The organism is Microbacterium aerolatum, from assembly GCF_007988825.1.
Taxonomy (GTDB): Bacteria; Actinomycetota; Actinomycetes; order Actinomycetales; family Microbacteriaceae; genus Microbacterium; species Microbacterium aerolatum.
The window spans coordinates 71,051-93,409 of record NZ_BJUW01000005.1; the positions used below are offsets into that span (position 1 = coordinate 71,051).

Below are 22,359 nucleotides of genomic sequence, written 5' to 3' on the forward strand. Positions count from 1 at the left end.
TTTCGTCAGTGTTCACACCAGCACCTCCGCAGGTGCCGGATGCCCCAGGAAGGCGGTCGGGCTGGCGGTCAGCCCGTACGCACCCTGCTGAAATATCACGATGAGGTCGTCGATGCCCGCATCGGGCAGGGCGACATCGTCGCCGAGAAGATCGAGCGGCGTGCACAGGCAGCCGACGACCGTCGCACCGTCGACGCCGGCGGCATCCGCGCGGTTGCCGACGACGAGCGGGTAGTTGCGCCGGATCGCTTGACCGAAGTTGCCGGATGCCGCCAGCTGATGGTGCATACCTCCGTCTACGACTAGATACGTCCGGCCCCGCGACACCTTGCGGTCCAGTACTCGCGTCACATAGACACCGCTCTCACCGACGAGGTACCTGCCCAACTCGATCACGGGCGTCGCGTCCGGCAGACGCTGCGCCAGCGGGCCATCGATCAGCGCACGCAGTCCGTCAGCGACGGCGTCGAGGTCGAGCGGCCGGTCCTTCTCGGTGTAAGGGATGCCGAATCCGCCGCCGAGGTTCACGTAACGCGGTGGCGTACGCAGGTGCTCGGCCAGGGACGAGACCAGGTCGACGGTGCGCTCCTGCGCCTCGGCGATGATCGCCGCATTGAGATTCTGCGAGCCGGCGAACACATGAAACCCGAGGATGTCGAGACCGGCATCGCGGTATTCCTCGAGCACGGCCGGAACCTGCTCGGCGTCGATTCCGAACTGCTGCGGACCGCCCCCCATGCGCATGCCCGATCCCTTGACGGCGAAGTCCGGGTTGACGCGTACGGCGATCCGCGGCGTGATGCCGAGGGCGTCCCCGGCCGCGATGACGCGCCCGATCTCCGTAGTCGACTCGACCTCGATGATCACCCCCGCGGCGACCGCCTGGTGGATCTCGGCCGGAGCCTTGCCAGGACCGGCGAAACTGATCTGCTCGGGTCGGATCGTCGTGTCGAGCGCCGCCTGCATCTCCAGTGCCGACGCGACGTCGATGCGATCGACGCGCTTTGACAGGTGCTGGACCACCGCCGGCATCGGGTTCGCCTTCATGGCGTAGCTCAGCTCGACGCGCTCCGGTAGAGCGGCGCGAAGCCTGTCGATCCGTCCGTCGAGCAACGAACGGTCGTAGGCGAAGAACGGCGTGGAGCCGACTCGCGCAGCCAGTCTGGACAGCGGCATCCCGCCCACGCGCAGCTCACCGTCGACGGTGCCGAACATGGCGACGTGCTCGTCGGGCGTCATGCGTTCACCTGTGCCTTCATGAGGTTGCGGTCGAACTTTCCGTTGGGCGATCTCGGTAGCTCGTCGCGTGTCTGGATCTGCGCCGGCACCATGTAAAGCGGCAGCGTGCGCCGCAGTGCCGTCCGCAGGGCGGCGACGTCAAGGCCACCGTCCTTCCCCGATACGACGAGCACGATCCGGTGCCCGATACCGGGCTCCTCGATCCCCAGTGCCACCGCGTCGCGCACCATGCCGGTGCCGTAGGCGGCCTCCTCGATCTCGGTGGGGCTGACCCGGTACCCGGAGGTCTTGATCATGTCGTCCGTCCTGCCGACGAAGTAGAGAAAGCCGTCCTCGTCGGCCCTGACCATGTCACCTGACCAGACCGCCATCTCCGGTGCGCGCCAGGGTTGATCGGGATGAGACAGCGGACGGTACCGCTCGGCGGTCCGCTCCGGATCGTTCCAGTACCCGAGTGCCACCAGGGCGCCGCGGTGTACGAGCTCGCCCTCCTCCCCTGAAGCGCAGCGCGTGCCGTCAGGACGCAGGACGAGGATTTCGGCGTTCGGGATGGCCTTTCCGATCGAATCAGGGCGACGGTCGATCTCGGCCGGGTCCAGATACGTCGAGCGGAACGCCTCGGTGAGTCCGTACATGAGGAAGGGCTCAGCGGAGGTGAAGACCTCGCGCAGCCGGGCGAGTACCGTCCGCGGCATCCGCCCGCCGGTGTTGGCCCAGTAGCGCAGGTGGTTCGCGACCTCGACGGGCCACGTCGCGTCGGCGATCTGCATCCACAACGGGGGAACACCGGTGATACCGGTGACGCCGTGCCGAGCGCACAACTTCGGCACGTCCTGCGGCAGCAGGTAGTTCATCAGTACACAGTGCGCACCGACGGCGAACGCCGTCGTCACCTGACTGAGACCGGCGTCGAAGCTCAACGGCAGGACGCTGAGGATCACATCGTCGGGCGTATTGCCGAGGTAGCTGCTGACGCTCTCCGCGCCGACGATCAGGTTGCGCTGGCTGAGAACGACACCCTTGGGGCGTCCTGTGCTCCCCGAGGTGTAAAGGATCGCCGCGGGGTCGATGTCGATCGTCGGCGGGGCCGACGGATCAAGCTGAGTCGTCGGCGTCATCGTGGGCCACGGGTGGACGAAGATGCCGTCGCCGATCATGCCGGAGTCCTCAGCACCGATGACGATCACGTCCACCACGGCGCTGCCAGCGAGTGCATCGGTGAGGCGGTCGAGCCGGTCCGCCGAAGTCACGAGAACCCGCGCTCCGCTGTCGCGGAGGATGTGGTCGACCTGGAGCGATTTGAGCACATGGTTGATCGGCACGAAGACGCCGCCGGCGAGGGATGCCGCAAACATGCTCGTCACCGATTCAACGCGCTTCTCGAGGTAGATCGCGACCCGATCGCCGCGGCTCAGCCCCAGTGCCGAGAGTCGCTCGGCGACCGTGCGGACCTCGTTCCAGAGCTGACCGTATCCGACCGTCGCGTCGCCATACGTCAGCGCGGGCGCGTCCGCTCGAAGCGCGGCGTTCTGACCGAGCAGGTCGTGGATGTGCATGCGAATGGTCATGACGCCCGCCGCTCCCGCAGGAAGCGATCGAACTCGTCCGCATCGCCGAGGTCGACGTAGCGCCTGCCCTGCGCGTCCTCGACCGGGTTCTCGCCGTCAACGGGCACGGCGGGCCCTGGACGCGAGAAGCCGGACACCTCGTCGTACACCGCCACGTACGCCTCTGCCTGCGGGCGCCAGTCGAGCTCTGTCGAAACGCGCTCTCGCCCCTGCCGGCCGAGCCGGACGCGCAGTTCGGGGTCGTCGATGAGCTTCTCGACGGCATCCGCGAACGCCTGGATGTCGCCGGACGGCGCGTACAGCAGACAATCGCCGCCCGAGACGCGCGTCTCGACGAGGTCGAACGACACTGCCGGCAGGCCGTAGGCCATGTACTCCATGGTCTTGTTCATGGTCGACAGGTCGTTCAGCGGCGTCTTCAGGTCGGGACACAACCCGATATCGGCGCGGCTGAGGTACTCCGCGATCGCGACGCGGTCGACGCGTCCGGTGAACGTGACATGGTCGTCAAGCCCGAGTCGGGTCGACTGCGTCTTGAGATCTTCGAGGCAGTCTCCGAACCCGAGCAGCGTCGCAGTGACGTTCGTCCGGCCGCGCCGATGGACGAGCTCGTCCATGACGAGAAGCACCTGGTCGACACCGTCCTGCGGCCCCATGATGCCAAGATACGCGAGGTCGATGCCTTCAGCCGGGCGCGGGTGCGCCGGGTGGATCGGTCGCATCCTGCGAGTGTCCGGTCCGCTGCGGACGACCGTCACATGCCCGGGGCGTCGCCCGCCACGGCGCATCGCGATCGCACGGTACGACTCGTTCGTCGAGATCACGCGCTCCGCAGTGCGGAACGAGCGCCGCTCGAGCCATCTGAGGGCTCGGAACTGCAGTCTCTGCGCGATCCCGGTCGGCTGGCCGAAGCGCGAGATGAACAGCTCAGGGTTGAGGTCGTGGTGATCGAACACGAACTTCACCCCGCGGACGCGCCAGAGCAGCGCGAGCAGCCAGTAGGTGTCCGGCGGATTGCACGCCTGGATAATGTCGAACGGCCGCCGCCGCCACACCATCAGCGACAGCCACGCGGTGCGCACCCAGCTGTACGCGAACTCCCACGCGAACCCGAGGAAACCCTCGGCCTCGGCGGCAGGCGCGTACTTGAAGATGTCGACGCCGTCGATAGTCTGGCGAGCAGGATCACCCGGCCCTTTGGGACAGATGACGCTGACTCGATACCCCCTCGCGATGAGCGCCTGGCACTCCAGCCACACCCGGCGATCCAGCGGAACCGGCAGGTTCTGCACGATGATCATCACGTGCGGTGCGCGTGTGTTCTCCCTCTTCATGTCTCCCCCTCATCCCGAGCCACATCTGAAGCTCGATCGCTCTTGCATCCCAGCCGTGTACGCCGGCTGCGCGTCTGATCTCCGCACTGTCTATCGGCGCCCTGGCGACCCTCGCGGCGAGCGCCGCGAACTCCCCCGGCGTCCTCGCCGTCTGCACCCAGCGCTCGTCCAGCCCCTCCGGCGAGGCGACCTCCGTGGTCACCACCGGCACACCGGCTGCGAGGTACTCCACCGTCTTCAGCGGGAAGCTGCGCCGGTTGAAGACGGTGTCGCGGTAGGGCGTGAGCCCGACGTCCATCGCCCGCAGGTAGGGCGGGAGCTGATCCGGCGGAAGCTGGTCGATCCATCGCACGCCGGGGTCGGCGATCAGGTCGTCGAATGCCTCGTCGTCCGCCTGCGAGGTGAACCAGCGCGGCCCGACCAGCAACAGGCTCAGCCCTTCGTCGCGCACCGCGCGCAGGTAGTCCAGGTCGGTGCGCGCGTTGAACTGCCCGACCACACCGGCGATCGGTCGGGCGAGACCCACCGTCGCCGGCTCGATGTCGTCGATGCCGTCGTATCGTCCGAGCTCGGCGCCATTGGGGAGCCAGCGCGACCGCTCGGTTCCACGTTGGAGATGTCGCCCCAGCTCTCGGGTCACCGACATCACCAGATCAGCCCGGTGCAGATTGCGCTCGCGCGAGGTGCTCAGATAGCGCCGGCTCACTCCCCAGATTCCGGCGGCTTCTACGTAGTCATCGGTCGCGTAGTACACCCGCATGCCCGGCAGGCCGTCGACCAGATCGAGCATGGGCGCCGTCGTCGAGGCGATCACCGCACGTGGAGCCAACCCGGCGCCGGCCAGATAACGGCGTGCTGCCGCGGCGCGCCGCCGGTTGGCGAGGCCCCGCAGCAAGGGCCGCTGGACCCCCGCGAATGTGCTCGCTCGCAGACGGACGATGTTCGGGTGCGGCTGGGTCACCGCCGGGACCGCCCGATCGCGGGCGCGCAGGATCGAGTGCGGCGTGTCCACCCAGACGATCAGATGCCGCTCGGCGATCTCCATCGCGAGATGACGGTCCGTTCCGGCGAGCGTGTCCCATCCGACCCCTGGAAACCAGAGGATCGGGCCGTCCGGCGTCGTGGTCGCAGTCGGGCGGGCCGCAGACCGCACCGCGGCAACGGGTTCGGCGTTGAAGTCGTCCGTGCGCTGTGTGCCTCGCAGCCGATCGATGCGCTGACGCACGTGATATGTCGCGAGCCCGCAGAACGATCGCACGGCCTCCGCCACCTGCCGCTTCTGCTCGCCGCGCCGCGCATGGGCGTCGCGATAGATCGCGAGCTGGCGCCGCGCCGCGCGCTCGAGCGAGAACGCCTCGACCACCTGCCGGCCGAAGACACCGCGCTCTGCCCGCAACCGCGGGTCGGACAGCAGCGGTGCGAGCTCGGCCGTCAGACTGCGCAGCCCGGAGTCCCTGCCCTCACCCACGCCGTACCAGCCCTGCCATCGGAATTCATCAGCGGTCTCTTCGCTCAGCGTGCGGAAGTAGCCCAGCTCGCCCTGCACGACCAGCGGCTTCGCGAACGCGAGCGCGCGCAGAGCCGACCCGCCCATGCCGAGCATGACGTCGGCAGCGGCGTACGCGGCACGAGGGTCGTCGAGCTGACCGGTGAAGACGACGGCTCGTCGCCCCAGCAGATCGTTCACGCGTGCCGCGGCGGTTTCCATGGCCGGCCGGGCCTTGCCGTCGCCGACGATGACGAGCTGGAACGGCGTGGTGCTGTCGAGCTCCGCTGCCGCCTCGATCGCGGTGAAGATGCCCTCCGACTTCAGCTCGGGGACGAGGCGGCTGACGACGACGACGACAGGGAGCTCGCCCGGACCCCAGGTCGCGCGGAACTCCGAGACGGCAGCATCCGAGACAGCCCCGTTGTGATCTAGATCGACCGGCGGTTCGATCAGGTGAACGCGGCTGCGCCCCTTCACCTGCTCGACGGCCGAGATCTGCTGCGTCCCGACGATCAGCGGCATCGATCGCGGCAGGAACGGCGCGATCGCCATGGACATCACGGTGCACACCGCCGCGACATCCGTCTCGCTCTCGACGGCGAGCGCCGCCTCCAGCCCCGGAGGCCACTCGTATCCGTGCACGATGTCGATCTCACGCTCGCGGATCAGCCGCTGCAGGTCGCGCGCGATGCGCAGCGACGGCCGACGCCCAGGGTCCGGCGACTCGATGAACTCCAGCCCGAGCTCCTCGACCCGCGCGCACAGCGTCCCCCGGCGCCCGTAGACGATGCACTCGTGGCCGAGCTTCGTCACCGCGGCGGCGAGTTCGATCGCGTTCGTCTGGCTTCCGCCCATGTTCAGGTCGTGGGGGTAGACGAGAATTCTCATGCTGTGGCCCCTCCCCGCGCTGCGGTGCGCAGAATTCGCAGATCGCCGCGGTGCCGCAGGCACAGCAGACCGGCCACGAGCATTGCGAAGAGGCCGGCCGCCGCCGCGGCCAGGAATGGGGCTCCGAGGGTGCGGCTCAGCATCCAGCCGACCCCCCAGGTGAGAAGGCTGCCGAAGAGCGGCAGCGCGACTGCGGCCATGACGGCGCGCGCTCGGATGCCGATGCGCGCGAGGCTCGTGAGATACAGCGGAGCGGCGATCACTGCGGCGACCCCGAACTGCACGGCGGCGACGCCGCCGACCCCGTACGGTTCTGCGACGAGCAGCATGAGCGGGAGGGCTGCCACGAACGTGGCTGCCTGGATGATCAGCACTGTGCTCGACCGTCCGGCGACCACGAGGTAGTCGTACGACAGCTCGAACCAGATCTTGAGCGCCGCCAGGGCGGCGAGCCACAGCAGCGGCTCGGCGGCCGACAGCCAGGCCGCCCCGTACACGAACGCCACGATGGGGTCTGCGGCACCACTGAGCGCGAGGCATGCCGGAATCGCGACGCACGAGAGCAGCGCGAGGATGCGAGCGAAGTTCTTCGGCATCCGCTCAGGCTCGGTCTTCATCGCCGAGAACGCCGCGGGAGCGACCGCACGCAGCGGCAGCGAGAAGATCGACACCGGCCAGGTGGCGAGGTTGAACGCGAGTACATAGAACCCCAGCGCCTGAGCTCCGAGGACCGATCCGACCACCATCTGGTCCGCGTACCCGGAGGCGAAGACGATGATGCTGGCTGCGGCGAGCGGCAGCCCGAACTTGAAGAGCCGCCGTGCGATCGCCGGATCCCACCCGAAGCGGTACGGCACAGGCGCCCAGCGCAGGATCATGACGGCGAAGACGATGCTCGCGATCAGCCGGCCGATCGCGAGGCTCATCGCACCCCATCCGAAGAGGACGAACAGCAGTGACAGCCCGGCCCCCAGCCAGGTGTTGGCCTGATCGGCGATCGTGCGCTGCTTCTGCATGAATTCGCGCTGCATCACGGCGGCGGAGGTGGCGACGATGCCGTTGAGCAGGATCGAGATGGCAATCACCTGCACCACGGGTGCCGCGCGCACGTCGCCGAGCATGGCGGAGATCCACGGCGCACCGAAGAACACCGCGGCGGTGAGAATGGCGCTGTTCGCGACGGCGATCGTGTTGATGGTCGGCGCGATGACCGCCGGAGCATCGCGCCAGCGGATGACCGCCAGGCTCACGCCGAGCTCGTTGAAGCTGAGCACTGCCATCAGCGTCACTGTCGCGATGGCGAAGATTCCGAACTCCTCCGGCCCCAACATCCGCGCGAGCGCGATGCCGATGGCCAGCGTGCCGAGCCTCAGGAACAGCGTGTTCCCGAAGCTCCACCCGAACGCCCGCGACGCGCGCTGCGTCACGGACGCTTCGGTCGGCTCCGCCGTCATGATGTCACCAGCGCCGCTCTCGCCTCGCCCACGGTTCCCTGAACGGCCGCGCCCCGGATCGCCCGCTGCAGCACGCTCGCCACGCGCTCCTGCTGCGCCTCGGTGAGGTGCGGGAACATCGGCAGCGACAGGATGCTGTCCGCCGCCGCCTCCGCGACCGGGAACTGCCCGCGCCGGTATCCGAGCGAGCGGTACGCCTCGGTCAGGTGCACCGGCGTCGGGTAGTGGACGCCGACGCCGATACCGGCCGCGTCGAGCTCGGCCATGACCCGGTCGCGCTCGTCGACGCGGACGACGTACAGGTGCCAGACGTCGTCGTTGCCCTCTCGCGCGGCCGGGAGCCGGAGCCCGTCGATGCCGGCGAGCAGCTCGGCGTATCGGCCGGCTGCCGCATCCCGCGCCGCGTTCCAGCCGTCCAGTCGGCGCAGCTTCGCGCGCAGCACCGTGGCCTGCACGGCATCCAGCCGGGCGTTCATGCCGACCCGGTCGTGCACGTACTTGACGCTGCTGCCGTGCCCGCCGAGATTCCGCACGATGTGCGCGATCTCGGGGTCGTTCGTCATGACCGCGCCGGCATCTCCGGCCGCCCCCAGGTTCTTGCCGGGGTAGAAGCTCGTCGCGGCCACGCGGCCGATGGATCCGGCACGACCGGCGATCCCCGACGCGCCCTGCGACTGCGCGGCGTCCTCGACGATCACGAGTCCGTGGCGCTCGGCGATCGGGACGATCTGCTCCATCGGCGCGGTCTGCCCGAACAGGTGCACCGGTGCGATCGCCCGCGTCCGCGGCGTGATCGCAGCCTCGATCGCGGCCGGATCGATCAGCAGGTGGTCGTCGTCGACGTCAACGAACACCGGCACGGCGCCGATCCGCGACGCGGCCTCGGCCGTGGCGATGAACGTGTTCGCCGGCATGATGATCTCGTCGCCGGGCATCGTGCCGACCGCGCGATAGGCGAGCTCGAGAGCATCCGTGCCGTTGGAGACGCCGACGACGTGGCGCACGCCGATGTAGGCGGCGTACTCCTGCTCGAACGCGTTCACCTCTGGGCCGCCGACGAAGGCAGCGGCTCCCAGCTGCTGCTTCCACCTGGCGATGACCTCGTCTGCGACCTCCGCCTGCTGCGCGGCGAGGTCGAGGAAGGGGACGTTCATTCGTGTTCTCCCAGTTGCTGTGCGGGCACTCCGGCCCAGGTCTGTCGTTCGGGTACGTCTGCGAGCACGACGGCGCCCATGCCGACCGTGCTGTCCTCGCCGACGGCGAGGCCCTGGCGGACGGAAGCGTTCATGCCCACGTATGCGCCGGTGCCGATCCGCACCGAGCCACCGAGGGCGACCCCGGCGGCCAGGGTCGCGAAGTCGTCGACGACGTCGTCGTGAGTGATGGTGCAGTTCGGCATGATCACGACGTGGGAGCCGATCCGCGCATCGGCGGTGATGACGGCACCGTCGAGCAGGATGCTGCCCGCGCCGATGTCGCTGGAGGCGCCGATCCGCGCCGAGCGGGCCGCGAAGATCGCGAACCGATCGGGGCTGACGCCCGCGTCGAGAAGCCGCTGCACCACCTGTCGGCGTGTGGCGCTCGGGCCGATGCACACCAGGAGCTGCTCCTCGCGGGCGAGTGCGTCCTCGACCCTGCCGACCACCGGGACACCGGCGATCTCGGCGCCCTGACGGTCGGCGTCGTCGTCGAGGATGCCGGTGACCCCGGCCATCCCCGCCGCGATCACCTCGCGCGCCAGTCCGCTCGCCCCCACGAGCAGTACGCCCTCGCTCATGCTCGTGCGCCTTCCCTGCCGGCGTCGACGAGCTCGCGGGCAGGGTGCTGCAGCACGGGGTTCTTCAACACCGTGATGACACGATCCTGGTCGGCCTCGCTGAGCGCGTGGAACACCGGCAGGATCAGCGTGTCGTCGGTCAGGCGCTCGGTAGCGGGAAGTCCGGCTGCCGGCGTGATCTCGCGGTACGGCGGCTGCCGGTGGGCGGCCATGATGCCGCGGCGGGCAGAGATGTCGGCCTCGGCGAGCGCGGTGAGCAGCCCGTCGCGATCGGTCGGATAGTCCGCCTCGACCTCCACCCAGAAGGACTGGAAATTGCTCGTGCCGTACGCCGGGTCGGCGACGGCGCGCAGCCCGGGGATGCCGTCGATCGCGTCCCGGTATCGGGCGGCGATCTCACGGCGGCGCTCAACGATGGCGGGCAGACGCGTGAGCTGCACGAGCCCGACGGCGGCCTGCAGGTCCGTCATCCGGAAGTTGTAGCCCACCTCGGAGTACTCCTCGGCCGGCGGCAGCACCGACGCGTGACGGTCTGCGGCCGAGACGCTCATCGCGTGCTCGCGCAGGTGCTTCGCGCGCAGCGCCCAGTCCTCGCGGGCGGTGGTGATCATGCCGCCCTCCCCGGTGGTGAGGAGCTTGCGCGGGTGGAACGACCAGGTGGCGATGTCCGCGCCGACGCCCACCGGGCGCCCCTTGTACGTCGAGCCCGCGCCGCACGCGGCATCCTCCACGACGACGATCCCCTGCGGGTCGGTGATCCGGCGGACGTCGTCGAGGTCGACGGGCACTCCGCCCTGGTCTACGATGATGACCGCGCGGGTCCTGGGCGTCAGTGCCGCGGAGACCGTGTCGCCCGTGACGTTGCCGGTGACGGCATCCACATCGGCGAAGACCGGTGTCGCGCCCACGTAGCGCACGGCGTTGGTCGTGGCGATGAACGAGAACGACGGGATGACGACCTCATCTCCCTGCCCGAGGCCGGCGACGATCAGCGCGAGATGCAGCGCGGTCGTGCAGCTGGTGGTCGCGACGCCGAACGGCGCGTCCATCGCGCGGGCGAACTCCTCCTCGAAGCGCGAGACGCGCGGCCCCTGGGCCACCCATCCGCTCGCGATGGCCTCGGCGACGGCATCCGCCTCCTCCTGGCCGAGCCAGGGGACCATGACGTTGATGCGTTCGCTCATGCTGCATCCACCGCCCGTCCGGCTGCGATCTCGTCGCGCAGCGGCGCCCACCACTCGACCAGCCGGCGGAGGCCCTCGTCCAGGCCGACGGTCGGCTCCCAGCCGAGATCGCGCTTCGCGGCCGTGATGTCGGCGAGGCGGCGGACGACGCCGTTGACGGCGCGTTCTGGCCCGTGCTCGACATCGAGGCCGGAGCCCATCACACGCAGCAGCGCCTGGGCGAGTTCGAGCAGGCTCGTCTCGGTGGAGCTGGCGATGTTGTAGGTGCCCTCGACGACGTCGCTCTGGGCTGCGAGCACGTTCGCGCGGGCGATGTCGGGCACGCAGACGAAGTCCATGGTCTGGTTGCCGTCGCCGAAGATCAGCGGCGGCTTGCCGTCGACGATGCGCTCCATCCATCGCACGAGCACCTCGGTGTACAGGCCGTGCACGTCCATGCGGGGGCCGTACACGTTGAAGTAGCGCAGCAGCACGTAGTCGAGCCCCTGCATCGCGCGGAAGCTGCGCACCAGACCCTCGTTGAAGGTCTTGGCTGCACCGTAGATGGTGTCGTTGTTCTCGTGGTGGTGGCGTTCGGTGGTCGGGAACTCCTCGGCCATGCCGTAGACGGAGGCGCTGGATGCCGCGATGAGCTTGCCCACGCGGTGCTTGGCGGCGGCCTCGACGACGTTGAACGTGCCGTCGACCAGCACCTCGAGTGCGAGCCGGGGCTCCTCGGCGCACTGCGTGATGCGGATCGCTGCCTGGTGGAACACGATGTCCTTGCCTGCGACGAGTTCCTCGACCACCCGCGCGTCACGGATGTCACCGTCGATGAGCGTCGCACGCCCGGTGGCGAGGGCGTCATCGAGATTGGCGCGGCGGCCGCGCACGAGGTTGTCGAGCACATCGACGTGTTCTGCGCCGGCGTCGAGCAGCTGGTCGACCAGGGTGGACCCGATCGTGCCCGCTCCCCCGGTGACGAGGATGCGGGATCCTTCGATGGCGGTCATGCTGCGCTCCTGGCGGGCTGGATGTCGAGGGTGAGAGGTGCGGGTGCGCCTCCCGCTGCGAGGCTGCGCTGCGCGGCATCCAGAACCGACAGCACGCGCAGGCCCGCTGCGCCGTCGGTGCGAGCAGGACGGTCCTCGCGGATCGCGGCGGCGAACTCGGCGGCGACGTTCCCCAGCGCTTCGCGCTCGGGCAGCGCCGGTGACCAGGTGTCGCCTAGCCGGTACGAGATGTTGGCGTCGCGGGCGACGGCGGAGGCCGACTTGGTGACGGAGGCGATGTCGACGCCGCGGTCGTAGACGCTGATCCGCTGCTGCGGGTTCAGGTCGTCCCAGACCAGCGTGCGCTTGGTGCCGCCGATCACCATCTGCCGGATCTTCGTCGGGCTGAGCCAGTTGACGTGGATGTGGGCCATAGCCCCGCCGACCAGCGGCATCGCCAGGTACCCGACGCAGGCCTTGCCGGTGCGCAGCGGATCGGCGCCGTGGGCGGAGACGGATGCCGTGTCGAGACCGCCGGGAAGCACGAAGTCGATGATGGACAGGTCGTGCGGCGCGAGGTCCCAGAAGACGTCCACGTCGGGCTGGATGAGGCCCAGGTTGATGCGCACACTGTCGACGAAGAGGATGTCGCCGAGCTCCCCTGCGGCGACCAGCTCGCGGATCTTCAGCACGGCCGGCGTGTAGCAGTACGTGTGGTCGGCCATCAGGACGAGTCCGCGCTCCGCGGCGAGCGCGACCATGTCCTCACCGCGGTGTCGCTGATCTGCCAGCGGCTTCTCGACCATGACGTGCTTGCCGGCCTCGAGCGCCGCCAGCACGATCGGGTGGTGCGTGCGGGCCGGCGTGGCGATCGCGATCGCGTCGACCGCCGGGTCGGCCAGCACCTCGTCGAGGCTGGACGTGACCGGTGCTCCGCCGATCTGGTCGGCGACGTGCTGTGCCCGATCGATGTCGAGGTCGCAGATCGTCGCCAGATTCCAGTCGGCGCTGGTGCGGAAGTTCCGTGCCAGATTGGGCCCCCAGTACCCGGCGCCCACTACGGCGATGTTCAGTTTCTCCGTCATGATTCCCCTCATTTCTCCCCAGATATGCGTCATCACGGTTGTGTTGTCATGTGATCATTCGACGGGGTCGAACAGCACGTCGACCCAGTAGTTGTTGGTGGACAGGTTGCTCGGGAACTCGCGCGAGTAGATCCAGGAGCTGCCGCTGGCAGGGATCGTGAAGTGTCCGATGCTGGTCTCCCCCGCCAGCGTCCCGACGTCGACGGCGTATCGTCCGAACGGGCTGTACAGCCCGACGCGATACTCGACTCCCGGCTCCAGCGTCACCGGCGTGGTGAGCTGCGCGGTCTGCCAGCCGTCAGCGGTCTCGGCGGTGTATTCGACCTCGGCGAGTTTCGTCCCGTCGGCTTTCCAGAGATACCCGGTGTGCTGCGAGGTGTTGGTGCCCTTATAGAACCGGATGCCGGTTACCTGCCCGGCGACGTCCACGCTGAATCGGGTCGACACCTGTACGCCGTCGGGGTCGTTCCACCATGGATTCTGCGGTGTGGCGTCGCCGAAGATCGTGGTCACGTCGACCGTGGGCGGGGCGCTCGCGGTGAGGAAGGTCCACGTCGAATCCGCCAGCGTCACGCCTGCCGCCGCGACCGTGGCGCTGTACGTCGTCGACCAGGCGAGAGGCTCGGCGGGCGTGAAGGTCACGGTGCGCGTCTCGGAGTCATAGGCGGACTCGCCGGCGACGTTCGCCGCGCCGGCCGCGAGCGACAAGGTCGTCCCCGGGATGTCGGAGTCGAGCGTCGCCGTGACGGTGGTGGTCGGTGCGACCTCGCCTGCGGCGGCAGCCGGTTCACGCGCTGTGATCGTGACCGTTTGCGCAGGCTCAGGCTCGGGTGTCGGCGTCGGTTCAGGCGTCGGCGTCGGTTCCGGGCTCGGCTCAGGCGTCGGCGTCGGTTCCGGGCTCGGCTCAGGCGTCGGCGTCGGCTCAGGTGTCGGCGTCGGGCTCGGCTCAGGTGTCGGCGTCGGCTCCGGAGTCGGCGTCGGAGTTGGGCTCGGGCCGGGCTCCGGAGTCTGAGGGGGTGACTCCGGTGAACCCGACCCGAACGCTATCTCGGCATCCACGAAGTACGCCGACGAGTTCCACGAACCCGTCGGGTATCCGCCTGCGGTGCCGTAAAGGAATCGGCCGTTCGCCCCGGCGGGCGCCGTGATCGAGCCGCTGGTGCGGGCCGATCCGAAGTACCCCGAGGTGATCGCGTAGTGGCCATTCGGTGCGAGGTAGGAGACGACATATGTCGTCCCCGGCGAAACCGCCACGGGTGTCGACAACGCAGCGCGCTGCCATCCGGACGCGGTCTCGGCGGCGAAGGTCACGGTGGCGAGCGCAGTGCCGTCGCCGTCCCACAGGGTGCCCACGTGCGTGCCGGTGTTGCCCGCGCCCTTGTAGAAGCGGATCGCAGTCACCTGCCCTGCCCGAGAGACCGTGAACGCGGTGCCCACCTCGACGGCATCCGCGTCTGCGGCCGCAGCGCTCAGCGGGGTCTCATCGCCGAAGATGGTGTCCGTGGACCCGGGGATCTCCGGCTCCACCGTCGTGAACTGCCACTGATCGAGCGACTGGCCACCGATGCGCACAGTGACGGTGTACGTCGTGGCTTCGGTGAGCTCGGCCGTCGGCGTGAACGTCAGCGTCTTCGACGTCGCGTCGTAAGAGCTCGTTCCGGGTACGGTGGCACCACCCGCGCTGAGCGCGATCGTCGGGCTCGGCGCGTCCTGCGTGAGCTCGGCGGTGACGGTCGTCGTCACCGGGACAGAGGTGCCGGTCGGAGACTTCTCGGCGAGCGCGACCACCGGCTCCGTTCCGGTTCCGGCGACGAACTCGATGTCGGCGTAGTAGTTCGATGCTCCGAAGGTGGACGTGGGCATCGTGCCGCCGGATCCGTACCGATAGACGCCGTTCACACCGGCATCCGCCGTGAGCGGCCCGCTCGTCTTCGCCTCGGCGAAGTAGTCGCCCTGCGCGGGGTAGCGTCCCTGCGGCGAAAGGTACGAGACCGTGTAGGTCTGACCGGCGGTGATCGTCACGGGGTTCGACAGGGCTGCGCGCTGCCATCCGGACGCCGTCTCGTTCTGGAACTGGACCGTCGCCAGCGCCTGACCGGTTCCCGACCAGAGCGTGCCGGTGTGGACGCCGGTGTCACCGGCCGTCTTGTAGAACCGCAGAGCGGTGACCTGACCGGCGACGGCGCTGCGGAACGACATACCCAGCTCGACCGATGTCGCGTCGTTCGCGCTCGAAGCGGTCGGGGTCTCAGAGCCGAAGAAGGTGTGCACGACAGTGGACGCGTCCTGCTCCACGGTGAACGCCCATGTGCGGTCCGCGCCCTCGCCGGATGCCCCGGTGACGCCCGTGATCTTGACCGCGACCGCGGCGCCGTATGGCAGCGGCCCGTTCGGGGTGAACGTCACCGTCTTGCCGTCACCCGACAGCGCGACGGCTCCGGTGACGGCATCCCCGTCAGCCGTGACGACGACCGTGGGCGTCGCCGACAGTGCCTCGTCGAACGTGCCTGCGATGGCCGTGTCACGATCGGCTGCGGGAGCCCCTGCCGCAGGCGTGGTCGAAGTCAGTGCAGGGCCTTCGACGTCGGTCACGAAGACGATGTCGACGAAGTAACTGGTGCCGGTGGTCTGCGATGGCATCCCGTTGCCGTAGGTGAAGACGCCACCGTTCGGCGGTACTGTGATCGGCCCACGAGCGTATCCGTCCGCGAACGCGCCCGGCGTGACCGCGTAGCGCCCCTGCGGCGCCCGGTACGACACGACGTACTCGGTGCCCGGCTGCAGGGCGACCGGCGTGGTGAACTCGGCGGTCTGCCATCCCGAAGAGGTCTCGCCCGTGAAGGTGACCTCGCCGAGCTTCTGCCCGATCGCGTTCCACAGCGCACCGACGTGTGTGCCGCCGTTGCCGATGCCCTTGTAGAACCGCACAGCCGTCACGAGCCCCGGCTCGTCGACCGTGAACCGCGTGCCGAGCGTGACGGCATCCGTGTCGGCGTCAGCCGAGATCAGGGGGCGATCCAGGTCGGTGTAGATCGAGCACGGGCACTGCCCCTCGGGCAGGACCGGGATCGCCGTCGTGAATGACCAGGCGCCGCCCGCGTCGAACTCGACGCCGTTCGGAGGCGTCGCATCGATCGTGACCGAGTAGGTGGTCTCGGCATCCAGCGCCGCGGCAGGCGCGAAGCGCACCTTGCGGGTCGCGGGATCGTAAGAGTTCGTCCCGGCGATCGTCGCGCCCTCGGCATCCTTCACCTGCAGTTGTGCATCGACGACGTCGGCGGTGAACACGGCGGTGATGTCGGTGTCGGTCGGCACGCTCGAGCTGCCGGCCGCCGGCTGACGCGCCGCGACGCGCACGGTCGATTCGAGCACCGAATCGAAGACGACGTCGACATAGTAGTTGGAGTCACCCCAGGTGAATGTCGGGAACTGACCGGCGTGACCGTAGAGGCCGGGACTGGCCGACCCGACGCCCGGAGTGATGACCACGGGAGTGGATGTGCGTCCCTGGTACGGCCAGAAGCGGTCGACGTAGGCGTAGCCGCCCTGCGGCGCCGTGTACGAGACGATGTACTCCGTGCCGGCCGTCACCGGGACGGGCGCATCGAACAGAGCGGACTGCCACCCGGTCGCAGTCTCGCCGACGAACGTGACCGTCGCCAGCCTTTCGCCGCCCTCCGACCACAGCGAGCCGACGTGCGTGCCGAGGTTGTTCGCACCCTTGTAGAAGCGCACCCCGGTGATGAAGCCGTCGGTCGCGGCGCTGAAGCGCAGGCCCAGCTCGACGGCCTGCGTGTCGGACGCCGATGCGAGCGCCGGAACCGCCTGTCCCTGCGCGGAGTACGGGCCGCTGACCGCGAGCGCGCGGGTGGTTCCGGTGGACGAGAAGTTCGCGCTGTCGTCGATGGCCCGGGCGATGACCGTCGCCTGCCCTGCCCCCTGTTGGATGTACGAGTACGTCCAGTTCGTCGTGCCCTGCGCGGGATGCCACGAGCTGCCGCCATCCGTCGACACCTCGACACCCGCGACCCGGCCGCCGACATCGGCGGCTGTTCCGGTCGCGGTGACCCGGGTGCCGTGCGCGATCTGCTCCCCTTCGGCCGGAGAGGTGATCGTCGCGGTCGGCGCGGTGGTGTCGGTGCTCTTGACCGCTGGAGACAGTCCGCTCATGAGGGTCGTCGGCTGCGCGCCCATGTCGGCGAGCAGGTTCACCTGCGCCTGCTGCATGCGCGGGTCGGCGGCCGGCCTCGCAACGTCGTGGGTGCTGTCCAGGCCCCACCCCCACTGGATGCTCGCCGCCGAGAACACCAGCGCTCCACTGGCAGCACGGTACAGCGTGACATGGTGCTCGGTGGTGCCGGCAGCGACGGTGTTGCCGTAGTCGAGCAGGTACTGCGGCGTGCCGGCGATCGTGGTCGAGAGGCGGATGAGGCCCTCCGGGCGGAAGCCGTTGTCGATGTCTTCGTTGGACTCATAGCCGAGAGTCTGATCGCCCAGCGGCTCGGACTGTCCCGCCGGAATCGTGTTCAGACCTGTGTTGCGCCACAGGCGCATCTTGCCCTCGTCGGAGGTCACCGTCACCGGATAGGCGACGTCGTTGACCATGTACATGGTGCCGGTGAGCGCATTCTCCGGAGAATGACCGCCCTGCGCGGCATCCGCGAACCGGGGATCGCGCCACGTGCCGGTCCACTCGGACGAGGTGTCGTCGATCTTGCCGTTTCCCCAGGTCTCCTTGTACGAGACCAGCGTGCGGTACGGCGTCGCCGACTCATCTGCGGACGGCTCGTAGCGCGTGCGCCAGTAGCCCTCGTTACCGGCGAGGAACTGCATGTTCACGCCCGCATCCCGCGCGGCCTCCATGTTGGCGCGCTGCGCGCCGGACCAGTACTCGTCGTGGCCGACCGAGAGAAAGACATCGTGGTTCAGCAGCTCGCCGCCGCGTCGATCGGTGTCGACGCCGGCGATATACGTCATGTCGTAGCCGTTGCGCTCCAGGAAACGAACGGTCGCGTATTCGGAACTGAAGTAGAAGTCACGCTTCTCGGTGCCGCCCCGGTTCGCGAACGGGCGGTTGTAGCTGATCTTGTACGCTCGGCCGTTCGCCGCCCCCTGGTAGAAATCGGATCCGCCGTAGGTGTTGTACGCGTGCCAGGTCGGGTCGGAGGTCTGGAACAGCACGTCGGAAGTCGCGCCGTCATTGCGGACGATGAAGATGATGTGGCTGGAGCCGTCGGTGTCGTCACGGGTCAGCTTCGCGACGTAGACGCCGGACACGGCATCCGCCGGCACGTTCCACGAAGCGGAGACGTCCCACCTGCCGCAGTCGTACAGCTCCGTGGTCTTGTCCGAGATGCACTCCTCGTCCTGCGGAACCGATGCGGTGACGGGCACCGACTGGATGAAACGCGCGCCCAGGCCCTGGTACCAGCCGGTGCGGTAGATGTCGATCGTGTAGTCCTCGGCATCCGTGTCGATCTTGAAGTCGACGCGCTCGCCGCGGTTGACGGAGATCTCGGTCGCGAATCCCTGGATGCTGGGATCTCCGGCGCCGTCGATGTCCCAGATTTCCGGATCGGTACCGGGCTGGGAGTTCTCGCAGGCGATCGCGTTGATGTCGGCACCGCACGGGCTGCCCGCCGCTTCAGCCGTGGACGGCATGGTCGTGAGCCCGCTCGCGACGAGCGCGAGCACGGTCGCCAGTGCCGCGATGGCACGGCCGACCATCTGCGATCGCTTCCCACGGCGAAGGAGTGAGCTCCCCATTGTCCCCAGTTTCCCCAGTACTGCCACTGCGCCCCCGCGCATGGCTTCTTCACGATCTGCGTGATTCCTCTGCTCATCCCCAAACGAGCAGACACGGCATACCGTCGCCCGTCACTATAGCCCCAGTGCGCACCCGGCGTCACTATCTATTTTTCGACGCCCTATCGGCCTGCCGAGGAGGCGGCCTGTTGCGAGAGACGGCGGTCGGCTACGCTGTGGCGTGCGGGCAGGCTCGGGGAAGCCGCTCCGCTGGGGAGAACGCACTGGGGAGTGCGGAGATGAGAACTGGGGAGCTCTCATGAAGGGGATCATTCTCGCGGGCGGTTCTGGCACGCGTCTGCATCCGATCACGCTGGGCACTTCGAAACAGCTGGTGCCGGTGTACGACAAGCCGATGATCTATTACCCGCTGTCCACGCTCATGCTCGCGGGCATCGACGACATCCTGGTGATCACGACGCCGCATGACGCGAGCCATTTCGAGCGGCTGCTCGGAGACGGATCGCAGTTCGGCGTCAGCATCCGGTTCGCGCAGCAGGCGTCGCCGGATGGGCTGGCGCAGGCGTTCACGATCGGGGCGGACTTCATCGGCGATGAGCCCGTCGCACTCGTGCTGGGCGACAACCTGCTGTACGGTCCGGGCCTCGGCGATCAGCTGGGTCGTTTCTCGGCGATCGACGGCGGGGCGATCTTCGCGTACTGGGTCGCCGAGCCGCAGGCGTACGGCGTGGTCGAGTTCGACGGCGACGGGACGGCGGTGTCGCTGGAGGAGAAGCCCGCCGTCCCGAAGAGCAACTATGCGGTGCCCGGCCTGTACTTCTACGACAACGACGTGGTGGAGATCGCGCGCGGTCTGCGGCCGAGCGCGCGCGGGGAGTACGAGATCACGGACGTGAATCGCGAGTATCTCGAGCGCGGCAAGCTGCAGGTGGAGGTGCTGCCTCGCGGGACGGCCTGGCTGGACACCGGGACATTCGATCAGATGACGGATGCCGCCGACTACGTCCGCACGATGGAGCGCCGCACCGGCATGAAGATCGGAGTCCCGGAGGAGGTCGCCTGGCGGCGCGGATTCCTCAGCGACGACGATCTGCGCTCGTGCGCGGAGCGGCTGGTGAAGTCGGGCTACGGTCGGTACCTTCTCGAGCTGCTCGAGCGGGGCGAGCGATGAGACTGCTGGTTACCGGCGGGGCCGGGTTCATCGGGTCGAACTTCGTGCACCACGTGGTCGCGCACACGGATGACCATGTCACGGTGCTCGATGCCCTGACGTATGCGGGAAATCGGGCGTCGTTGGCGGGGTTGCCGTCTGAGCGGGTCGAGTTCGTGCACGGCGACATCACGGATGCTGCGCTGGTGTCGGGTCTGTTCGCCGAAGCGGATGCCGTGGTGCACTACGCCGCGGAGTCGCACAACGACAACTCGCTGCACGACCCGCGTCCGTTCCTGGACACGAACATCGTCGGCACGTACACGCTGCTGGAGGCCGCGCGCCGGCATGACGTCAGGTTCCATCACATCTCGACGGACGAGGTCTACGGAGACCTGGAGCTCGACGACCCCGAGCGTTTCACCGAGTCCACGCCGTACAATCCTTCGTCGCCGTACTCGTCGACGAAGGCCGGGTCGGATCTGCTGGTGCGGGCGTGGGCGCGCTCCTTCGGGGTGCGGGCGACGATCTCGAACTGCTCGAACAACTACGGCCCGTACCAGCACGTGGAGAAGTTCATCCCGCGTCAGATCACGAACGTGATCCGCGGCATCCGCCCTCGTCTTTACGGTGAGGGACGCAATGTGCGCGACTGGATACATGCCGACGACCACTCCTCTGCCGTGCTGACGATTCTTGATCGGGGCCGGATCGGCGAGACGTACCTGATCGGCGCCGACGGCGAGCGCAGCAATCGGGATGTCGTCGAGCGGATCCTCACTCTCATGGGCGAGCCCGCCGGTGCGTACGATCATGTGATGGACCGGGCAGGACACGATCTGCGATACGCGATCGATTCGACCAAACTGCGTACCGAGCTCGGCTGGGCGCCGCGTTTCTCCGACTTCGAGGCAGGACTGGCCGCGACGATCGCCTGGTACCGCGCCAACGAATCGTGGTGGGCGCCGTCCAAAGCCGGCGTCGAGGCGTTCTACGCCGGGAAGGGACAGTGATGGCTGCGGAGGCGTCGGCGACCACCACGCCGATCCCCGGTCTACTCCTGCTCGACCTCCCCGTGCATGGCGACTCCCGCGGCTGGTTCAAGGAGAACTGGCAGCGCGAGAAGATGCGCGCGCTGGGTCTTCCTGATTTCGGTCCGGTGCAGAACAACATCTCGTTCAACGACACCGCGGGCACCACCCGCGGCATCCACGCCGAGCCGTGGGACAAGTACGTCTCCGTCGCCACAGGGCGCATCTTCGGTGCCTGGGTCGACCTGCGTCAGGGCCCGACGTTCGGTGCCGTGTTCACCGCTGAGATCACCCCGTCCAGGGCGATCTTCGTACCCCGCGGCGTCGGAAACGCGTACCAGACCCTCGAACCGGCCACCGCGTACACGTATCTGGTCAACGACCACTGGTCGCCTGAGGCGTCCTACTCGTTCTTGAACCTGGCCGATGAGACCACCGCCATCGACTGGCCCATTCCGCTGGCTCAGGCGGAACTCTCCGACAAGGACAAGAATCACCCGCGACTGGCCGACGTCACTCCGGTCCCGCCACGCAAGATACTCATCACCGGTGCGAACGGACAGGTCGGACGGGCGCTGCGTGAGCTGTACGGCGAGGCAGCGCACATCGAGTACACGACCAGAGCAGAATTCGACATCGCTTCCACGAACCTCGCCGCAGCCCGCCGCTGGCGCGACTACGGCACCATCATCAACGCCGCCGCGTACACCGCCGTCGACGCCGCTGAAACGGCCGACGGCCGGGCCACCGCGTGGGCTGTCAATGCCGCTGCCCCGGCACAGCTCGCCCGCATCGCGGCCGAGAACGGCATCGCCCTGGTGCACATCTCCAGCGACTATGTCTTCGACGGGGCCGCGACAGAGCCATACGCGGAGGACACACCGTTCAGCCCGCTCGGCGTCTACGGGCAGAGCAAAGCCGCCGGCGACCTCGCGGCCGCGACCGCACCACGGCACTACATCGTCCGTGCCTCCTGGGTCATCGGCGAGGGCAGCAACTTCGTCCGCACCATGGCGTCTCTGGCCGAGCGCGGGATCGATCCCAAGGTCATCGACGACCAGCACGGGCGGCTCACCTTCGCGGACGACATCGCGGCCGGCATCCACCACCTGCTGGAAACCGGCGCGACCCACGGCACGTACAACCTCACGTCCCGCGGCGACGCGCAGTCCTGGGCCGACATCGCCCGCGACGTCTACCGGAGTCTCGGCCATGACCCTGCACGCGTCACCTCGGTCAGCACCGATGAGTATTATGCCGATGCCACAGCGGTCATCGCCCCGCGTCCGCGCAACAGCGAACTCGATCTCGGCAGGATCATCGGCGCCGGATTCGCGCCGCGCGATTCAGCGCGTGCGCTCGCCGAATATCTTGCGGAGTCGGCGCCGTAGTCGGTCCGGTTGGCGCCGTAGTCGGTCCCTGA

14 protein-coding genes are annotated in these 22,359 nt (G+C 68.4%); 3 read left to right on the top strand and 11 right to left on the bottom strand.

Annotation, left to right across the window (positions count from 1 at the left end; translation table 11 throughout):
• Positions 1-12: 12 nt before the first annotated feature.
• From MAE01_RS07210 to MAE01_RS07260, 11 genes are read right to left on the bottom strand one after another with little or no spacing between them, the layout of a single operon-like run.
• Positions 13-1,239: a pyridoxal-dependent decarboxylase, exosortase A system-associated gene (locus MAE01_RS07210; RefSeq protein ID WP_147038882.1), complete on the bottom strand. Its 1,227-nt coding sequence runs from the start codon at positions 1,237-1,239 to the stop codon at positions 13-15.
• Positions 1,236-2,807: an acyl-CoA ligase (AMP-forming), exosortase A system-associated gene (locus MAE01_RS07215; protein WP_147038883.1), complete on the bottom strand. Its 1,572-nt coding sequence runs from the start codon at positions 2,805-2,807 to the stop codon at positions 1,236-1,238. Before MAE01_RS07215 ends, MAE01_RS07210 begins: the two co-directional genes overlap by 4 nt.
• Positions 2,804-4,108, bottom strand: coding sequence for a glycosyltransferase family 4 protein (locus MAE01_RS07220; RefSeq protein WP_229718134.1), 1,305 nt, complete (start codon positions 4,106-4,108; stop codon positions 2,804-2,806). The genes MAE01_RS07215 and MAE01_RS07220 overlap by 4 nt, the downstream gene beginning before the upstream one ends.
• Positions 3,993-6,518 (bottom strand): glycosyltransferase, encoded by a 2,526-nt coding sequence (locus tag MAE01_RS16170; protein WP_147038885.1) that lies wholly within the window; start codon positions 6,516-6,518, stop codon positions 3,993-3,995. The genes MAE01_RS07220 and MAE01_RS16170 overlap by 116 nt, the downstream gene beginning before the upstream one ends.
• Complete coding sequence (locus MAE01_RS07230) at positions 6,515-7,972, bottom strand: oligosaccharide flippase family protein (RefSeq protein ID WP_147038886.1); 1,458 nt, start codon at positions 7,970-7,972, stop codon at positions 6,515-6,517. Before MAE01_RS07230 ends, MAE01_RS16170 begins: the two co-directional genes overlap by 4 nt.
• Positions 7,969-9,126, bottom strand: coding sequence for a DegT/DnrJ/EryC1/StrS family aminotransferase (locus MAE01_RS07235; protein ID WP_147038887.1), 1,158 nt, complete (start codon positions 9,124-9,126; stop codon positions 7,969-7,971). The genes MAE01_RS07230 and MAE01_RS07235 overlap by 4 nt, the downstream gene beginning before the upstream one ends.
• A complete protein-coding gene (locus MAE01_RS07240; RefSeq protein ID WP_147038888.1) occupies positions 9,123-9,749 on the bottom strand; it encodes an acetyltransferase in 627 nt (208 codons plus the stop codon). The genes MAE01_RS07235 and MAE01_RS07240 overlap by 4 nt, the downstream gene beginning before the upstream one ends.
• Positions 9,746-10,933 (bottom strand): DegT/DnrJ/EryC1/StrS family aminotransferase, encoded by a 1,188-nt coding sequence (locus MAE01_RS07245; protein ID WP_229718072.1) that lies wholly within the window; start codon positions 10,931-10,933, stop codon positions 9,746-9,748. The genes MAE01_RS07240 and MAE01_RS07245 overlap by 4 nt, the downstream gene beginning before the upstream one ends.
• On the bottom strand, positions 10,930-11,925 hold the full coding sequence (locus tag MAE01_RS07250; RefSeq protein ID WP_147038889.1) for an NAD-dependent epimerase/dehydratase family protein: 996 nt from the start codon (positions 11,923-11,925) through the stop codon (positions 10,930-10,932). Before MAE01_RS07250 ends, MAE01_RS07245 begins: the two co-directional genes overlap by 4 nt.
• The gene (locus tag MAE01_RS07255; protein ID WP_147038890.1) at positions 11,922-12,989 is read right to left on the bottom strand and encodes a Gfo/Idh/MocA family protein; all 1,068 of its coding nucleotides are present in this window, start codon (positions 12,987-12,989) and stop codon (positions 11,922-11,924) included. Before MAE01_RS07255 ends, MAE01_RS07250 begins: the two co-directional genes overlap by 4 nt.
• A 54-nt stretch (positions 12,990-13,043) precedes the next feature.
• Positions 13,044-18,716 carry a DUF4082 domain-containing protein gene (locus MAE01_RS07260; protein WP_147038891.1) on the bottom strand — a complete coding sequence of 1,891 codons (5,673 nt, stop codon included), beginning with the start codon at positions 18,714-18,716 and terminating at the stop codon, positions 13,044-13,046.
• 337 nt (positions 18,717-19,053) lie between these two features.
• Between MAE01_RS07260 and rfbA the strand changes: the two genes are divergently transcribed.
• The 3 genes from rfbA to MAE01_RS07275 are packed head-to-tail and all read left to right on the top strand — an operon-like array spanning position 19,054 to position 22,327.
• A complete protein-coding gene (rfbA, locus tag MAE01_RS07265) occupies positions 19,054-19,926 on the top strand; it encodes a glucose-1-phosphate thymidylyltransferase RfbA (protein WP_147038892.1) in 873 nt (290 codons plus the stop codon).
• Positions 19,923-20,918: a dTDP-glucose 4,6-dehydratase gene (gene rfbB / locus MAE01_RS07270; protein ID WP_147038893.1), complete on the top strand. Its 996-nt coding sequence runs from the start codon at positions 19,923-19,925 to the stop codon at positions 20,916-20,918. The genes rfbA and rfbB overlap by 4 nt, the downstream gene beginning before the upstream one ends.
• Positions 20,918-22,327, top strand: a complete 1,410-nt coding sequence (locus tag MAE01_RS07275) for a sugar nucleotide-binding protein (protein WP_147038894.1) — start codon at positions 20,918-20,920, stop codon at positions 22,325-22,327. The genes rfbB and MAE01_RS07275 overlap by 1 nt, the downstream gene beginning before the upstream one ends.
• Positions 22,328-22,359 lie beyond the last annotated feature (32 nt).

Coding starts and splice junctions, on each gene's coding strand:
- MAE01_RS07255 (WP_147038890.1), bottom strand. CDS start 12,989: ATGACGGAGAAACTGAACATCGCCGTAGTGGGCGCCGGGTACTGGGGG.
- MAE01_RS07275 (WP_147038894.1), top strand. CDS start 20,918: ATGGCTGCGGAGGCGTCGGCGACCACCACGCCGATCCCCGGTCTACTC.
- MAE01_RS07235 (WP_147038887.1), bottom strand. CDS start 9,126: ATGAACGTCCCCTTCCTCGACCTCGCCGCGCAGCAGGCGGAGGTCGCA.
- MAE01_RS07215 (WP_147038883.1), bottom strand. CDS start 2,807: ATGACCATTCGCATGCACATCCACGACCTGCTCGGTCAGAACGCCGCG.
- MAE01_RS16170 (WP_147038885.1), bottom strand. CDS start 6,518: ATGAGAATTCTCGTCTACCCCCACGACCTGAACATGGGCGGAAGCCAG.
- MAE01_RS07230 (WP_147038886.1), bottom strand. CDS start 7,972: ATGACGGCGGAGCCGACCGAAGCGTCCGTGACGCAGCGCGCGTCGCGG.
- rfbB (WP_147038893.1), top strand. CDS start 19,923: ATGAGACTGCTGGTTACCGGCGGGGCCGGGTTCATCGGGTCGAACTTC.
- MAE01_RS07250 (WP_147038889.1), bottom strand. CDS start 11,925: ATGACCGCCATCGAAGGATCCCGCATCCTCGTCACCGGGGGAGCGGGC.
- MAE01_RS07220 (WP_229718134.1), bottom strand. CDS start 4,108: ATGATCATCGTGCAGAACCTGCCGGTTCCGCTGGATCGCCGGGTGTGG.
- MAE01_RS07210 (WP_147038882.1), bottom strand. CDS start 1,239: ATGACGCCCGACGAGCACGTCGCCATGTTCGGCACCGTCGACGGTGAG.
- rfbA (WP_147038892.1), top strand. CDS start 19,054: ATGAAGGGGATCATTCTCGCGGGCGGTTCTGGCACGCGTCTGCATCCG.
- MAE01_RS07245 (WP_229718072.1), bottom strand. CDS start 10,933: ATGAGCGAACGCATCAACGTCATGGTCCCCTGGCTCGGCCAGGAGGAG.
- MAE01_RS07240 (WP_147038888.1), bottom strand. CDS start 9,749: ATGAGCGAGGGCGTACTGCTCGTGGGGGCGAGCGGACTGGCGCGCGAG.
- MAE01_RS07260 (WP_147038891.1), bottom strand. CDS start 18,716: ATGGTCGGCCGTGCCATCGCGGCACTGGCGACCGTGCTCGCGCTCGTC.